Annotated in this window: 13 protein-coding genes and 2 tRNA genes; 10 read left to right on the top strand and 5 right to left on the bottom strand. The window is 56.3% G+C overall.

Annotated elements, in window-relative coordinates; genetic code table 11:
- A partial coding sequence (locus BP727_RS12110) for a U32 family peptidase (RefSeq protein ID WP_286859016.1) occupies positions 1–2,219 on the top strand: 2,219 nt, incomplete at its 5' end.
- A gap of 1 nt (position 2,220) precedes the next feature.
- On the opposite strand, the gene BP727_RS12105 is transcribed toward BP727_RS12110, so the two are convergent.
- Positions 2,221–2,523 carry a Dabb family protein gene (locus BP727_RS12105; RefSeq protein WP_273278269.1) on the bottom strand — a complete coding sequence of 101 codons (303 nt, stop codon included), beginning with the start codon at positions 2,521–2,523 and terminating at the stop codon, positions 2,221–2,223.
- Positions 2,524–2,755: 232 nt separating this feature from the next.
- Here BP727_RS12105 and BP727_RS12100 point away from each other — a divergent pair, with 232 nt between their 5' ends.
- From BP727_RS12100 to BP727_RS12080, 5 genes are all read left to right on the top strand, one after another.
- The gene (locus BP727_RS12100) at positions 2,756–3,247 is read left to right on the top strand and encodes a hypothetical protein (protein WP_273278268.1); all 492 of its coding nucleotides are present in this window, start codon (positions 2,756–2,758) and stop codon (positions 3,245–3,247) included.
- A 35-nt stretch (positions 3,248–3,282) separates the two neighbouring features.
- The gene (locus BP727_RS12095) at positions 3,283–3,879 is read left to right on the top strand and encodes a methyltransferase family protein (RefSeq protein WP_273278267.1); all 597 of its coding nucleotides are present in this window, start codon (positions 3,283–3,285) and stop codon (positions 3,877–3,879) included.
- A 102-nt stretch (positions 3,880–3,981) separates the two neighbouring features.
- Positions 3,982–5,094 carry a COG1361 S-layer family protein gene (locus BP727_RS12090; RefSeq protein ID WP_273466967.1) on the top strand — a complete coding sequence of 371 codons (1,113 nt, stop codon included), beginning with the start codon at positions 3,982–3,984 and terminating at the stop codon, positions 5,092–5,094.
- 5 nt (positions 5,095–5,099) lie between these two features.
- Entirely contained in the window at positions 5,100–6,008 is a 909-nt protein-coding gene (locus BP727_RS12085; protein WP_286859011.1) for an ABC transporter ATP-binding protein, read from the top strand.
- A complete protein-coding gene (locus BP727_RS12080) occupies positions 6,005–7,063 on the top strand; it encodes an ABC transporter permease (protein WP_013719660.1) in 1,059 nt (352 codons plus the stop codon). The genes BP727_RS12085 and BP727_RS12080 overlap by 4 nt, the downstream gene beginning before the upstream one ends.
- A 58-nt stretch (positions 7,064–7,121) precedes the next feature.
- Here BP727_RS12080 and BP727_RS12075 read toward each other — a convergent pair whose 3' ends face one another.
- The 3 genes from BP727_RS12075 to BP727_RS12065 all read right to left on the bottom strand — a co-directional run bounded on the left by BP727_RS12075 (position 7,122) and on the right by BP727_RS12065 (position 10,021).
- Positions 7,122–7,955 carry an NAD(+)/NADH kinase gene (locus BP727_RS12075; protein ID WP_276837847.1) on the bottom strand — a complete coding sequence of 278 codons (834 nt, stop codon included), beginning with the start codon at positions 7,953–7,955 and terminating at the stop codon, positions 7,122–7,124.
- On the bottom strand, positions 7,942–8,760 hold the full coding sequence (locus BP727_RS12070; RefSeq protein ID WP_286859009.1) for a bifunctional fructose-bisphosphatase/inositol-phosphate phosphatase: 819 nt from the start codon (positions 8,758–8,760) through the stop codon (positions 7,942–7,944). Before BP727_RS12070 ends, BP727_RS12075 begins: the two co-directional genes overlap by 14 nt.
- Positions 8,761–8,833: 73 nt before the next feature.
- Positions 8,834–10,021: an RNA-guided endonuclease InsQ/TnpB family protein gene (locus BP727_RS12065; protein WP_013719657.1), complete on the bottom strand. Its 1,188-nt coding sequence runs from the start codon at positions 10,019–10,021 to the stop codon at positions 8,834–8,836.
- Between the two features lie 285 nt (positions 10,022–10,306).
- Here BP727_RS12065 and BP727_RS12060 point away from each other — a divergent pair, with 285 nt between their 5' ends.
- Entirely contained in the window at positions 10,307–11,857 is a 1,551-nt protein-coding gene (locus BP727_RS12060; protein WP_048133104.1) for a sodium:solute symporter family protein, read from the top strand.
- 122 nt (positions 11,858–11,979) lie between these two features.
- Positions 11,980–12,053, top strand: a tRNA-Val gene (locus BP727_RS12055).
- Between the two features lie 34 nt (positions 12,054–12,087).
- Here the strand turns inward: BP727_RS12055 and BP727_RS12050 are convergent.
- Entirely contained in the window at positions 12,088–13,332 is a 1,245-nt protein-coding gene (locus BP727_RS12050; RefSeq protein ID WP_286859008.1) for an MgtC/SapB family protein, read from the bottom strand.
- 91 nt (positions 13,333–13,423) lie between these two features.
- Here BP727_RS12050 and BP727_RS12045 point away from each other — a divergent pair, with 91 nt between their 5' ends.
- Both BP727_RS12045 and BP727_RS12040 read left to right on the top strand, forming a co-directional pair.
- Positions 13,424–14,098 (top strand): endonuclease III domain-containing protein, encoded by a 675-nt coding sequence (locus BP727_RS12045; RefSeq protein ID WP_286859007.1) that lies wholly within the window; start codon positions 13,424–13,426, stop codon positions 14,096–14,098.
- A gap of 28 nt (positions 14,099–14,126) precedes the next feature.
- Positions 14,127–14,201: transfer RNA gene (locus BP727_RS12040), tRNA-Glu, on the top strand.
- Position 14,202: the final 1 nt, after the last annotated feature.

Raw genomic sequence — 14,202 nt, 5'->3', positions numbered from 1 at the left:
GCCGGCTTGTTCCAGATCTGGAGAGGCATGCCTCCACTCAGATGACCATTCACAATCTCCCTGGTGCTCTCTATGCTGCCCAGGGTGGCTTCAATAGGGTCGTCCTGGCCAGAGAGGTCACTATAGAAGAGATTAAAAGATGGGGACAGAAGATGGAAAAGGCGGGACTTGGCCTGGAGGTATTCGTGCACGGAGCCCTCTGCTACTCTTACTCTGGCCAGTGCCTTCTCTCCTCGGCCATCGGCGGGCGGAGCGGCAACAGGGGGATGTGCGCCCAACCCTGCAGGAAACCGTATGTCCTGATGCACGGCAGAAAGGACGAATACGGCCGGCCAGAGGGCCTGCAGGCAGTGGCCCAGAAGGAGAGCTATATCATCTCCACTCGCGACCTTTGCGTCTACAGGCATCTGGATAAGATAGTCCGCTCGCCCGTGCAGTCACTGAAGATCGAAGGGAGGATGAAGTCCCCCCAGTATGTGGCCATCGTCACCAGCATCTACCGGAGGGCACTGGACGGCATCGCCCGCGGCAGCTGGTCGCCCTCGAAAGAGGACGAGAGAGACCTCGCCCTGGCATTCAACCGCGACTTCACCACAGGCCACCTGCTGGGGGCAAAGGATGTCATGGGCAGAGGGATGTCGGACAATCAGGGGGTCCTCATAGGAAGCGTGGCCTCCTATGATCCCCAGAGAGGCGAGGCAGCAGTCCGTCTTTGCGCTTCACTTGTGCCAGAAAAAGGGGACGGCCTGGTATTCCAGTCTCCGGGCCAGGAGATGGGCCTGGTAGTGCAGAAGGCCATCGAAAAGGACGGCCTGGTACGACTCAGGACCCCGGATAGAGTCCGTCCTGGGGCCAGAGTATTTCTCACCGGCAGCACTGCCCTGGCCAGGAGGGCAGAGGAGATCGCAGCCAGGGAGAGGGCTTCTATTCCCGTGAACATCCGCCTCACCTGGGAGGACGGAATTCCAGTTGCCGAAGGCCGGCTGGATAGCGGCGAGCTGGCGGTGGCCCGAGGAGAATCCAGGATGGGGGAGGCTGTAAATAGGCCTCTGACCCCAGAGCAGATCGAGTCCCAGATGAGAAAGACTGGAGGCACCCCCTTTGTGGCCAGGAGGGTAGAGATGGACTATCCTGGTGGGCTCTTCTCTCCTCCGGGAGCCTTAAACCAGCTGCGCCGCGATCTTCTGGCCGGGCTGGAGAAGGCATTACTGGAGAGACGCCGGCCACCATCTGACCGGATCAGGGAGGCGAAGGATCGCCTCCAGAAGCTCGAGCTTCCGGCGAGAAGGGCTGGGGAGGAATGGAGCAGGCCTAAATTGTCCGTCTATGCCGACCGCCTGGATATATTGAAGGGTGCAGTAGACGGCGGATCTCGTCGGATATACTTCGAGCCCCTGATGGAAAAAGGGCGAGGATATAAGGATAGAAAAGAGACGATCCTGGCCCAGCTTCTGGAGGCAAAAGAGCTATGCGGCAAGGCAGAGCTGATCTGGAAGTGGCCACGAATCACTCGGGATGATTTCATTGACCTTGCCCTGCCCCTGCTCTCCGAAGTCCAGGTGAACGGGATCATGGTGGAGAACGTCGGCCCTGCCTGGGCGATCAAAGAGAAGATGCCCGAAATGCCGATTTATGGCGGATCCGGGCTGAACGTATGGAACCACCTGACGGCCCAGGCCCTTGCACCCCAGTTCTGCTGGCTCACCCTCTCCCCGGAGTTATCCAGCCGCCAGCTTAAGGATGCAGTCTCCGCCATCCGGGCTTTGCCCGACCGTGACGGCACCCCCAATCTGGAGCTGGTCGTCCAGGGCAGCCTGGAGGTGATGGTGGCCGAAGACTCTATCCCCCAACTGGCTAAAGGAAGATATTCTGAGGAGCTCTGGGGCCTGCAGGATTTCAAGCACATCTTTCCCCTGTGGGTGGATGATGAAGGCAGGACCCATATCTTCAACTCCGCCGAGACCTGCCTGATCGACCTCTTGCCCGAGATCTGCCGGATAGGACTGGACGGGGTATCACTGGATGCCAGAGGGCGGACGGAAAGCTATGCTCGGGAGGTGACAGGGGCCTATAACCTGGCGATAGAGCTGACCGAAAGGCTAATGGCCACTGATCCTGCGCCTTTAAAGGAGGGGCTGCTGGATTTGAAGGAGAGGATTCTGCCCCTGGCCCTGGGTGGAATTACCCACGGCCACTTTCTCAGAGGGCTGAAGGACTGAATTAGCAGGTATAGTCCACCACAATCCTGGACTCGCAGACCTGGCCCGCCACCTCCGCCACCCTGACGTGCTCAGGATGCTTCTGATAGCTTACCAGCTCCTCGGGGCTCATGAACTCCGAGAGCAGCACCAGATCATAAGCGTTGCTGGCAGGAATGATGTTGACCCCCAGCTCAAAGTACTTTATCTCCTTGATCATGGGGGGAAGGGACTGCAACGATTCCTTCACTAAAAGGATGTTCTCCTGCTTGTTCCTGCCACAAGAGAAGTCCTTGAACTTGAACATGACAATGTGCTTGATCAATAGTTTTGGCCTCCAGAGGATTTTGGCTTTGTTTATAGTGCGAGTTTATATTGGTTTTCCAGAAGAGAAGATCGGCAGCATGACCATCCCTGGCCTCTCAATAAACGTAAATTCTATTAGCTTCAAGATATGAACGTCACCATGGGCAACGCTTTGAAGAGGATCTGCAGGACAATTCCCCCGAGATCTTGGGCGGGAATAGATCCCGGTAAAACATGATGGAGAGGGCCAAATGACTACTGCTAAAAGCAGAGAAGAGCTGGATCATGTAGCCTCTAAGGTTCTGGAGGGCCTGGATGACATCCTCAGGGTGATGCAGAGGGCGGCAGAAGATATCGCTAGCGGCAAGCCACCTGAGGAGATAGACATATCGGGCTTGCCCCTCTACATGGCCAGATCGAAGGAGGACCAATCCGGCCTGGTGCGGGGAGTGGTCTATGCCATGGATTATGATCAGTATATGGAGATGCTGGATCAGGTGGCCACAAGTAGCGGCCTGTGTCTTGAGGAGCTGACGGAGCTGGAGGTGAACCTCCCCCAGATGGAGTTCGGTGAGGACCTGGTCACCGGAGGCTTTGAAGACTTCAAGGGCATATGCGTGGAAAGGCACAACCAATGCATCCTGGAGCTGATGGAAGCGGTCTCTGTGCTTTTGCAGAGGCAGGGCCTGTCCGTGGCCTGCATTCCCGATGAGGATGTCTTATTCTACCTCCCCCTGAAATGAGGCCCTGAACAGACCCTTCCGGAGTTCGAGCAGATATGGGATCAAGTGCATTGGCCATGGCGGCGTATTTTCTGGTTTTTGCCTCTGTTCATAGCCTCCTGGCCGATCCCCGGTTCAAGAGATGGGCAAAGGAGAGAGCGTGCGGGGCGTTGGACCGCTGGGGGCGGCTGGCCTTCAATCTGCTGGCCCTGATTATGCTGCTGCCATTCGTCTTTATCCTCCTCTATCTGCCGGATGAGGTCATCTACATCGCTCCCTGGCCGGCTTTTGGGCTGATGGCCGCGGCCCAGCTCCTGGCCGCAGCCATGCTGCTGATCACCCTTTTCCAGACAGGCGTTCTGGATTTCCTGGGGCTGGAGGGATTACTTCGACCGGGCGGGGAGAAAATTCTGGTGACCAGTGGCTTTTACTGCCACCTGAGAAACCCGCTCTTCCTGTTTGCCATTCTCTTCCTCTGGAGCAGCCCGATCATGACCATGAATCTTCTGACCTTCAATATCATGGCCACATTCTACTTTTATCTCGGTGCCCTCCATGAGGAGCGATCCCTGAAAGAGGAGTTCGGAAAGACATACGAGGAGTATCGGCGGAGGGTGCCCATGTTCAGGCCTCGGTTTCGCTGCGAGGAATGAGAGGCCAATAGAGATGGCAATCTCCAAATAGCAAAAGCATCATACTCTTATTCGGATTTTTGTCATGGCCCGATCAAGGCCTGCAGGAGGAGGAATGATCCCATGATTGGCAAAGGACTAAATGGCAGATTGGAGAATGACGCCTCCCCTCATGCCGCCCTGCCCCTCTTCTGGATCGCCTTAGCTGCATATCTGATTCTATCTCTATCCTCGATCCCGCCTGCTCTGGCGGCCCAGAGTGGTGCCCCCATCCCGCCAGAGAGGTTCTCAGCCGACTACTACAAGGTCTACGGCACCCCGAATCTGACCGCATCCCTGGACATGTCTCGCATCTATCAGGGGGAGGCGACCGTCCTCACCATGACCCTGACCAACCGGGGCCGCATAACCTCTTTTGAGATAAACGAGGAGCCAGCAGCCAACAAAAGGGAGGAGATCCTGGCAGCTCAGAGGGAGCTGGAGCTGGAAAAGCAGAGGACTGTGGCCCAGGATGTCTCCGTTCTTCTCCGGGCAGAGAATGAGAGCGCAATAGATATCAAGCGTTCGGTGGCCTTTCCAGGCAACATCCGCGAGGGCCAGACCTCCCCCCGGCTGGAGTTCCCCCTGGAGGCTTTTGAGAACGCCCTCCCCGGCAGCTACCAATTGGCCGCTCTAGTCAACTACACCTATCAGAAGGACGTGGCGGTGAAAGAGGATGATGACCGGCCGGAAAATCCGGACGTATACTACTGGTACGATTCCCTCAGCCAGACAATTCCCATCGACCTGATTGTCGAGAGGAGAAGCGGTGCCCAATTTGAGGTCCTAAATGTCACACCCACCTCCCTTCGGCCGGGCTCAGAAGGGAATGTGGTCCGGATAAGGGTGAAGAATGTGGGGGACGACCGGGCAACTGACCTCGTCGCCCGTCTTCGTCCGGAAAGCGGCCTGTATGTGAGCGTTGACGAGTCTCCCATCCCTTCCCTGGAACCCCAGGAGGAGGCAGAGCTTCTCTATAAGCTGGACGTCTCCAAGGACGCCCTTCCCGGCAAGAACTACCAGCTAAGGATTCTCTTCCAGTTTTCCGACAGCCGCCGGGACGACCTGACCGACTGGGAGAACGCCTATCTGAGAATTGAGGAGGGAGGACGGGAATGGGCATTGGCCATTCTACTTTTTCTCGCCCTGCTGGCTGCGGTGCTGATTTTAGCCGTTCGCAGAAGGAAGAAGGCCTGAGGTCCATGGCAGTCGGTGCAGGTCCGGCAGTATCGGCTCGTGGCGTGACCAAGAGCTTCGGGCAGCTGCGGGTATTGGACGGGCTGGATGTGGACATTCCCCGTGGGGTGACATACTGCCTCCTGGGGCCCAACGGCTCAGGCAAGACCACATTCATCCGGGCCATAGTCCGGCTGCTCCGCCTGGATGCTGGAGAGCTGAGGGTCCTGGACCAGCCTGTCTCTCGTGTGGAGGAGATCTACTCCCGGATCGGTTATATGACCCAGCATAAGGCCCTTTATCCCGACCTGACGGCGGAGGAGAACATGGAGTTTTATTCTGGGCTCTATGGCATAAAGGGGCAGGATCGAGAGGTCAGGATTGAAGAGCTGCTGAGAATGGTCGACCTCTCCGAACACCGCAAACGCCTGGCAGGAGCCCTCTCCGGCGGGATGTACCAGAGGCTCTCACTGGCCTGTACCCTCGTCCACCGGCCTGAGCTGCTCTTGCTTGACGAGCCCACTGTAGGGATAGACCCCCGCCTGAGGAAGACCTTCTGGGAGTATTTCCAGAGCATGGCCGAGGCGGGAAAGACGGTGATCATCACCACCCACCTCATGGATGAGGCGGAACGGTGCCAGATGGTGGGCTACATGCGGGCGGGAAGGATGGCCGCCCAGGGCAGCCCGGAGGAGATTTTGAACCAGGCAGGCCTGGGGCCCAGGCTCCGTCTCTGGCTGGCCCAGCCGGAGGATGATGCTATTCTGCTGCAGTCGCTGGGATTTGAGGCAGAGATCGATGGTGGGGTGGTGACGGTCACCCTCAAGAGCCATGCTCAGATCAAAGATGTCTTGGCCCAGATATCTCCCCGGGATATCAGGCTTTCTGAGCCCAGGCTGGAGGAGGCTTTCTTGCGCCTCTCGGAGGGGGCATGAAAAGGCCAAAACCGGAGCGTGTGGGCGTTGTTGCCCTGAGGGTCGTCCGTCAGCTTAAAAGAGACCGGCGCACCATCGGCCTGATCCTGTTCGCTCCTGTCGTCCTGATGATACTCTTCGGCTATGCCCTCTCCGGAGAGATGACAGGGGTTCAGCTGGGTCTGGTGGACGGCGGAGGCCATGAACCGTTGCGTGACTACATCGCATCCTTAGACGACTTCGATATCCTCTATCTTGGCTCGCAGTCGGACGCAGAGAAGCTCATCTCTGAGGGCAGGCTGGATGGTGCGGTAGTCATCCAGCCAGAAGAGGTGGGGGTTTTGCTTGACTCCAGCAGCCTGCAGATCTCGGAGAGGGTTATGGCTGCGGTGCAGACCGGAGTGAGCAGGGAGGTGTCGATCCGGACCGATTCATATCCGCCCATCATCACTCGCTACATCTTCGGCTACGACCTGGAGATGATCGATACCATCGGCCCGGCGATTTTAGGCCTGGTGGCATTCTTCTTCGCATTCATCATCGCCGCCATATCCTTTCTCCGGGAGAGGACCTTGGGGACGCTGGAGAAGTTCATGGTCTCGCCCCTGAGCCGGGTGGAGATCGTCTCCGGCTACATCCTGGGCTTCAGCCTGGTGGCCATTATCCAGTCGGCAACCACTCTTTTGATCGTGATCTATTTATTCGGCGTGCCAATGAAGGGAAGCCCTCTGGATGCTTTCGCCATAATCCTCTTGCTGGGCGCAGGCGCACTTGCTCTGGGCTCGTTCGTATCCAACTTCGCTAGAAGCGAGTTTCAGGTGGTGCAGTTCATCCCCATTGTAATCATTCCTCAGATAGTGCTGTGCGGGGTGTTCTGGCCGGTTCAGTCCGTTCCGGGTTTCCTCCGCCCCATCTCCAACATTCTGCCCCTGACCTATGCCAGCGACGCCCTGAGGGCGATAATGCTCAAGGGAGCATCGTTGTATCAGATCTTGCCGGATCTCATCTTTTTGGGAGCCTTCTTCATGCTGATGTTCATCGCTGCCACGCTGATGCTTAAAAGAGAGGTGGGCTGAAGGCTGGCGGCATTAGCATGATATGGCGAATTGAGAGCCAGCTCGATTGCCTGATTGCCTAGGCCAGCTTGCTTTTCACCTTGGCGTAAAAGCCGTCCTTTGCAGCCTTCACAAACCTGGCCGGGGTCTTGGCTTTGCTTATCACTATTGAATCCTTAGTGGATATGTTCGTCGAGCTCTGGCCGTCAACCACCACCAGCGCCTCCTTCTCAGGCAGCTTGAGCCGGACCTCGATGACGCTGTTCCCGGGCATCACCCAGGGGCGGCTGGAGAGCTTGAAGGGGGCCATGGGAACCAGGACGATGGCATCCACCCGGGGGTCGACGATGGGCCCTCCGGCGGACATGGCATAAGCGGTGGAGCCGGTGGCAGTGGCTATGATCACCCCATCCGCCCGGAAGTCCTCCATCAGGGAGCCGTCAACCAGGATCTCGAACTCTATCATCTTGGCCGGGCTGGCGGTTAAAAAGGCGATCTCATTGGTGGCACGGGGCATGCAGACCCCGTTCAATAGCAGCTTCAGCCGGGAACGCTCGTCCACCACGAATCCCGAAAGCAGGCGCTTTATAGTCTCCAGAGCATCCGCAGGCTCCACATCCACTAGAAAGCCCAGGGTGCCCATGTTTATCCCCAGTATTGGCACCGGATCTGCCATCTTATGAATAGTCCTGAGTATGGTGCCGTCTCCTCCTATGGAGACAATGAAATCCACCTTTTGCCGTTCCATCTCCTGAACGGATGAGGGCGGCCTTCCAATCTTTAGGGCGAGATCCTCGTCTGCCAGGATCCGCACACCGCTATTCCAGGACTCGATCTCATCCATGAGCCTCTCTGCCAGCAAGACAGACTCCTCCTCCCTGCGGGAGACAAATCCGATCTTAATCGCAACCACCGTCTATTAGCTTAAGCAGATCCTCATGCCGCCGGCCATTGGAGCCGACGAGACACCTCTTCTGCCACATGTCTCCTGCCATCTGGAGCTTGTTTCCATCTGAATCAGACACCCTTCCACCCGCCTCCTCGATGATCAGGATACCAGCAGCCACATCCACCACCCTCATCATCCCCCGCAAATCGACAAATGCATCCAGCATTCCCCTGGCGACCAGCGCCATCTCCAGGGAAGCGCTCCCCAAGGTTCGAATCCTCCTAACCCTGTTTCCTATTCCAGTTATGCGGCCGGTGTTAGGCCTGATGGTATAGGCAGAGATGCTGAAATTCTTGAAGTCCTCATTCCGGGATACGCATATCCCCTCTCCCGATCCGGCATAAGCCCCTCTGCCCGCTTCAGCATAGAATCTCTGCCCTCGGGCGAGATCATAAATGTATCCCAGCCGGCAATCATCCCCGCTGATGTAGATTGACAGGGCGTAGAATGGTATGCCAGAAATGGCGTTGAATGTCCCATCCAGGGGATCGAGATGAAGGAAATGGTCGGGATTTTCGCCTATCCTCACCTCTCCCCTCTCCTCGCTCAGCACCAAAAAGCCCATGCCCGACGACTGCAACACATCCAGGACCGCATTCTCTGCTGCGCGGTCGATCACCTTGGTGGGAGTGCCGTCTGCACCCATGTTCACCATCTGCCCGCCGGACGCGGTGCCGATCATATCCCGGATAGAGGAGGTCACAGCTCTAGAGGCGTCATCGCAAAGCCCCAGAAGTCTGTTGCCGGAGGTGGAAAGTAGCTCGCTCATCCCTCAAGATGTGGCGAGATCACTATAAAAGCTCTCAGGTCAACTACCGCGTCCTGAAGGGCGCGGCTTGCGACTACGCAAAAAGTCGTGTCGCGTCTGGTGGGCTGACTAAACCACCCTGAGACTCAAGGATATACCTCAAATCTCGTGTTCGGTGCTCGATGTTCATAGCACCAACTCTATCGGCATGGGTCTCGTAACCGCATTTTTCGCATCGGAAGGCTACACCACGGCGGTTATTTCGGCTGATGTGGTTACATCTGGGGCAGGTTTGGGAAGTATATTCAGGATTTATGTAAATTACAGCTATCCCGGCTTCTTTGGCTTTATATTCCACAAAAGCCTGTAGTTGCCTGAATGCCCAACTGCTATGCTCGTACCTGAATTCTGTAGAGACCTTGTTTTCCGTTCTCTTTCTGATATCCGTCAGATCTTCCATACCGATTGCCGAAACACCGTTATCTGTAGCGAATTTCACCAGGTCCTTGGATACCTTATGATTAACGGCGGTCATGAACCGTGTCTCTCGGCCCGCTATTTTTTTGAGAGTTCTCATAGAGGACCGAGTGCCCAAATAACGACCACCTGCCTTCTGTAATCTCCGGCGTTCCTTGGATCGGATGTTCCTGTGGTTCTTGATCTCACCACCTGCGAAGAACTTGCATTGCTTGTCTGTGGTAGATGCAACCGCCAGGCAATTAATGCCAACATCTACCCCCATGAAAGTGGATGCATCGACTATATTCCTGTCTGGAATATCCTTCGCACAGGCCAAATGGAAAAAGTAAGCTCCGTTTTTGTGTAAACAAAGCTTGGATGCTAGATATTTCCAGGACCCGTCGAAGTATCTCTGAGCATATCGATAGTTCAGGAGTTTGTATCTCCTGCGCCCTGCCAGTGTGGTTATGCTCAATGTATCTCCAGATATGCCGAAATCGCGTTCAAACGAGAATGTTGCGGATGTTGGATCGAAATCCAGGAGTTGCCATTCAGACTCCTTTTTGTCGATCTGACTCTGAAGTGTCTTGTAAGCTCCTGATACCTGGCGGGCCACGTTGCAAGCCATTTGCGATTTCAGGTTAAGATTGTTCCGTAGATGCTTGTAAGTCGCTTTTTGGAGCTGTCCACTTCCAATGGGCTTACCGATGTCGAACGCAATTTGTGAGGCATAATTCATGCCGCGAGAGAAAGTTGCTAGCAGCTCGGCTAGATCATTATCTGGCACATCTAGCTTCAGGACAATGGTCTTTATGAGCTGCATTATCAGGTATGTTTCACTCAATGCCATATAAAGTTATTGTAGGTGAGGATATTCGCACGCGCTCCTCCCCACCGTGAACGATGGGGACTCCGCGCTGCTATGAAGTTGAACACCCTCAGTTCAGAACGGTTAGCTTTATTAGATCCTCAATCTGAACCATGCTCACACGTAACACTATGGAGGGATTAATCTGATCTTAGGACTACCGACAGAGACGTTCATAGGAATCATCATTGTACCAGTATTCATCTCGATTCTGCTCCTGATATGGGCTTTGAGGTGGTGATGGATATGGATATTACCACGTTGGTTGTTGTTGCTGTCTATTTCATAGGGCTCATCGCCATTGGAGCTTTCGCTTCCAAGAAGATTAAAAACTCCGAGGACTTCTTGGTGGCGGGAAGGAACCTGGGATTCTGGACCTTCACTCTTCTCGTGGTATCCAGCATCTGCAGCGGCATGACCATCCTGGGGGTGGCGGGTCTGGGATATGCCACCGGCTGGCCGAGCATCTGGGAGCAGATATTCGTCCCCCTCTGCGCTGCGGTGTGCATACTGTTCTTCGGCTCGAAGCTTCACGCGGTCGCCGCCAAGACCGGTTATGTGACCATGCAGGATTATTTTGCCCACCGCTTCTACAGCCCCCGGGGGATCAGAGGAACATCCGCCATAATCGGGGTTTTCATCTCCATCATCTATCTGGTGGGCCAGTACATCTCCATCAGCATGGTCTTGTCATGGCTTTTCAAGATACCCTATCAGTGGGCTCTGGTGATCGGTGCGGTCATCGTCATGGGCTACACCATCCTGGGAGGGCTGTATGCCATCGGCATGGCCTCATTGATCCAGGGGATGATGATTCTCTTGGGGGTGCTGCTCGTCGGTCCGGCGGTGATCGATGCTGCCGGCGGATTGACCCATGTTAATACCGTCTTAGCGGAGATGGATGTCAATATGACCCACCTGTGGTATCCCCAGGTCCACCCGCCCTATGCCGGCTATGCCTTCATGACCCCCATGTACCTGGTCTCCTTCTTCTTCCTGCTCACCTTCGGCCTGGCAGCAGCTCCTCATGTGGTAAACAATGTGCTGGCCGCAAGAGAGGACCGGTACTTCAAGTGGGCCCCCCTTGCCGCTTTCGTCATCTATGCGGTGATCATGTACATTTGCAAGATCACCGGGTTTGCTGCCCGATCGATGGCCGAGGAGGGGATGATTGCCATGCCTACCGGGGTCTCCAATCCTGCAGACTACTCTTTCATTGTGGCCTCGGAGTATGTCTTTCCGGGGATATTCGCCCCTCTGGTGGCGGTGATAGTCCTATCCGCTGTGATGTCCACAACCGACCGCTTGATGCTGACCATAGGAAGCTATGTCAGCTGGGACATATACCGGCAGTTCATCAACAAGGAGGCCTCGGAGAAGTCGATCACCCTGCTCAGCCGGGCGGCGATAGTCGCCTCTACGGTTATCACTCTGTACCTGGCCTGGTCCAATCCCCCGGAGCTATTGGCCTGGCTGATCTGGATGGCCATCGGAGTGATGCTGGCCTGCTTTGTAACACCGCTGTTCGCCGGGCTGTACTGGCGGCGGGCCACTCGGGAGGGGGCTCTGGCCTCGATGATCCTGGGACTGGTGGGGACGTTCGCCTTCAGCTATTATGCCAAGTTCATCGCCCCCATGCCCATGCACCCCAGCATGTACGGATTTGTCATCTCAGTGGCAGCGATGATCGTGGTCAGCCTGGCCACGGCCAAGCCCTCGAAAAAGCTGCTGGATGAGACCCGGACGGGAATGTTCATCCGCGGAGAGGAGGAGCGAAAAACCAGGTCCTGAATAAGGCGGTTGAGAAACCTCAGAATAGCCCAAAAGGTCGCGAGCAGCCCGGCAGCCGGCCGGGCTTGTTCGCCCGGGCTAAGCGATAAGATCTAATATGACGAGCAGATAGTAAAGGGGCAGGGCCCGTGGTCTAGCTGGTTATGACATCGCCCTTACACGGCGGGGATCACGCGTTCGAACCGCGTCGGGCCCATCTTTTCTTTTTCCTATATTATATCAAGATCTCTTTAGATCAGGAGCATTGAGAGGATTCCAGCCAGGGCCATGGGCAGAAGGATTGCCGCTGTCCGGTTGCCGAATTCTCTGCTCCCCAGGAGATAAGCCATTCCCAGTTTCACCAGGGTGTTGGCGATCACCGCCAGGGTGATGGAGGTGGCAGCCATGCTGGGAGTAAGGGTCGACCGGGCTAAGGTGGCCATGCTCAGGGTGATGGCATCGACATCCACGAGACCTGAGAGTATGCTGGCTGCATAGATTCCCGTATCCCCAAAGTACAGGCCGGCAAGGCGGGAGATGATCAGGACCAGGGCGAAGAGCGAGCCCAGCTTGAGGGCGGGGAGGATGCGGAAGGGATCGGAGACCTTCACCTCGCCCCCCTGGGGCGGGCTTTTGCGGTGAGATATGTAGGCAAGGGCAACGCCTACAGCGGTCATGGTCAGGAGGGGTATGAAAAGGTCTGGCAAAACTTCCTTGTTTACTATTGCGGCGATGAAAAAGACTCGGGGAAAGACAGTGCTGCTGGCGATGGCCGTGGCGAAGACGGCGGAGGATAGTAGCTGGGGATTGATCTTCGACTCCTCCGCCAGGGAGGAGGTGACGGCGATGCTCGAGGCCAGGCCTCCCAGGATGCCGGTCAGTGTAAGGCCTCTCTCCGCCCCCAGGATGCGGATGAGGATGTAGCCGGTGTAGCCTATCAGGCTGACCAGGATCACGAAGAGCCAGATCTGGCGGAGGTTGATCACCCTCCAGGGGTCGACGGCCTCCAGGGGCAGTATGGGATAGATCACCAGGGCGATTATTCCCATCTTGAGGGTGTCGAGCAGGTCCGCCTCGTTCAAGGCCTCGACGTAGCGGTGTGTGACCGTCCGGGTGGCCAGGATCCAGGTGGTGATGATTGCCAGGGAGACGGCCAGGGCGATCTTATCAGGATTGCTGCTGAGCATTCCCAGGACGAATGCAACCACTGCGGCCACGGCGGCTGTGAGATCTATCCTTCCCAGGGAGCTGACGGCGGAGGCGTAGCCCACCGCCACCAGAATGATAAATGAGGAGAGAGCGCCGACGGCAAAGAGGGATCCATACTGGGCGGCCAGGGTGGCGGACAGGGCGCCTAACAGGGAGATCAGGATGAAGGTCCTCAGGCCTGCTACGCCCCGGACCTTCTCCTCCGCCAGACGGCGCTGGCGCTCAGTGCCGATGAGAGCTCCAATTAGCATGGCCACTAGAAAGGGGTAGATGTCCACAAAATCCATTTGCTCTCTATTTAATTCACAGGTTGATAAATTTTTGCTGACTGGTTGTTCGCAATAAGCTTTAAGGCAAAAGGAGCCAGTCTCCGCAGGGATGGCAAAGCAGAAGGTCGGCGATAAGGTTCTAGCTTGCATTCGTATTCTGGAGGAGGAGTATGGCGTTCCCCTGCAGGATCATATCGATCCTCTGGACCTTTTGGTGATGACCATACTCTCACAGAATACCAGCGATATCAACAGCCTGCGGGCGTTCGCCAATCTGAAGAGGGACTACGGGAATTATGAGTCGCTCCTTTTGGCCCCAACGGAAGAGGTAGCGGACTGCATCCGGGAGGGGGGTCTGGCGAATATCAAGGCCCTGCGGATACAGGAGGTCCTCCTCAGTATAAAGAGGGACCGGGGGGCGATGGATATCGGCTTTCTGGAGGGGATGGATAAGGACGAGGCCATGAGCTACCTCCTGGACTTGCCCGGCGTTGGGCCGAAGACGGCGTCGATCGTCCTGCTCTTTGCCTTTGGCATGCCGTTCATGCCCGTGGACACCCACGTATTCCGGGTCTCGCGGCGGCTGGGCCTGGTTACTGAAAACCTATCGCCGGAGAAGGCGCAAAAAGCCCTGGAGAGGATTGTGCCCCAGGAGTGCTACCACTCCTTTCACCTGAACCTGATCCGCCACGGGAGGCAGATCTGTCGAGCCCGTGGGCCGAAGCATGAGGAGTGCGCACTGAAGGAGTGTTGCGACTGCTTTCTACAGGGCCAAAAGCCTTAAATGATAGTAACAACCACCCCCCATCCGCGCTCCGGTAGTGTAGCTCGGCCAATCATGTAGGACTCTCACTCCTTCGACTTGGGTTCAAATCCCAACCGGAGCAT

The organism is Methanosaeta sp. UBA356, from assembly GCF_002496465.1.
Taxonomy (GTDB): Archaea; Halobacteriota; Methanosarcinia; order Methanotrichales; family Methanotrichaceae; genus Methanothrix; species Methanothrix soehngenii.
The sequence above is the reverse complement of the archived record's forward strand: the minus strand, read 5'-3'. Positions and strand labels throughout refer to the sequence as shown.

Bases quoted from the DNA above. Each gene is read 5' to 3' on its own strand.
- BP727_RS12080 (WP_013719660.1), top strand. From the start codon at position 6,005: ATGAAAAGGCCAAAACCGGAGCGTGTGGGCGTTGTTGCCCTGAGGGTC.
- BP727_RS12085 (WP_286859011.1), top strand. From the start codon at position 5,100: ATGGCAGTCGGTGCAGGTCCGGCAGTATCGGCTCGTGGCGTGACCAAG.
- BP727_RS12100 (WP_273278268.1), top strand. From the start codon at position 2,756: ATGACTACTGCTAAAAGCAGAGAAGAGCTGGATCATGTAGCCTCTAAG.
- BP727_RS12060 (WP_048133104.1), top strand. From the start codon at position 10,307: ATGGATATGGATATTACCACGTTGGTTGTTGTTGCTGTCTATTTCATA.
- BP727_RS12065 (WP_013719657.1), bottom strand. From the start codon at position 10,021: ATGCAGCTCATAAAGACCATTGTCCTGAAGCTAGATGTGCCAGATAAT.
- BP727_RS12070 (WP_286859009.1), bottom strand. From the start codon at position 8,760: ATGAGCGAGCTACTTTCCACCTCCGGCAACAGACTTCTGGGGCTTTGC.
- BP727_RS12050 (WP_286859008.1), bottom strand. From the start codon at position 13,332: ATGGATTTTGTGGACATCTACCCCTTTCTAGTGGCCATGCTAATTGGA.
- BP727_RS12090 (WP_273466967.1), top strand. From the start codon at position 3,982: ATGATTGGCAAAGGACTAAATGGCAGATTGGAGAATGACGCCTCCCCT.
- BP727_RS12045 (WP_286859007.1), top strand. From the start codon at position 13,424: ATGGCAAAGCAGAAGGTCGGCGATAAGGTTCTAGCTTGCATTCGTATT.
- BP727_RS12095 (WP_273278267.1), top strand. From the start codon at position 3,283: ATGGGATCAAGTGCATTGGCCATGGCGGCGTATTTTCTGGTTTTTGCC.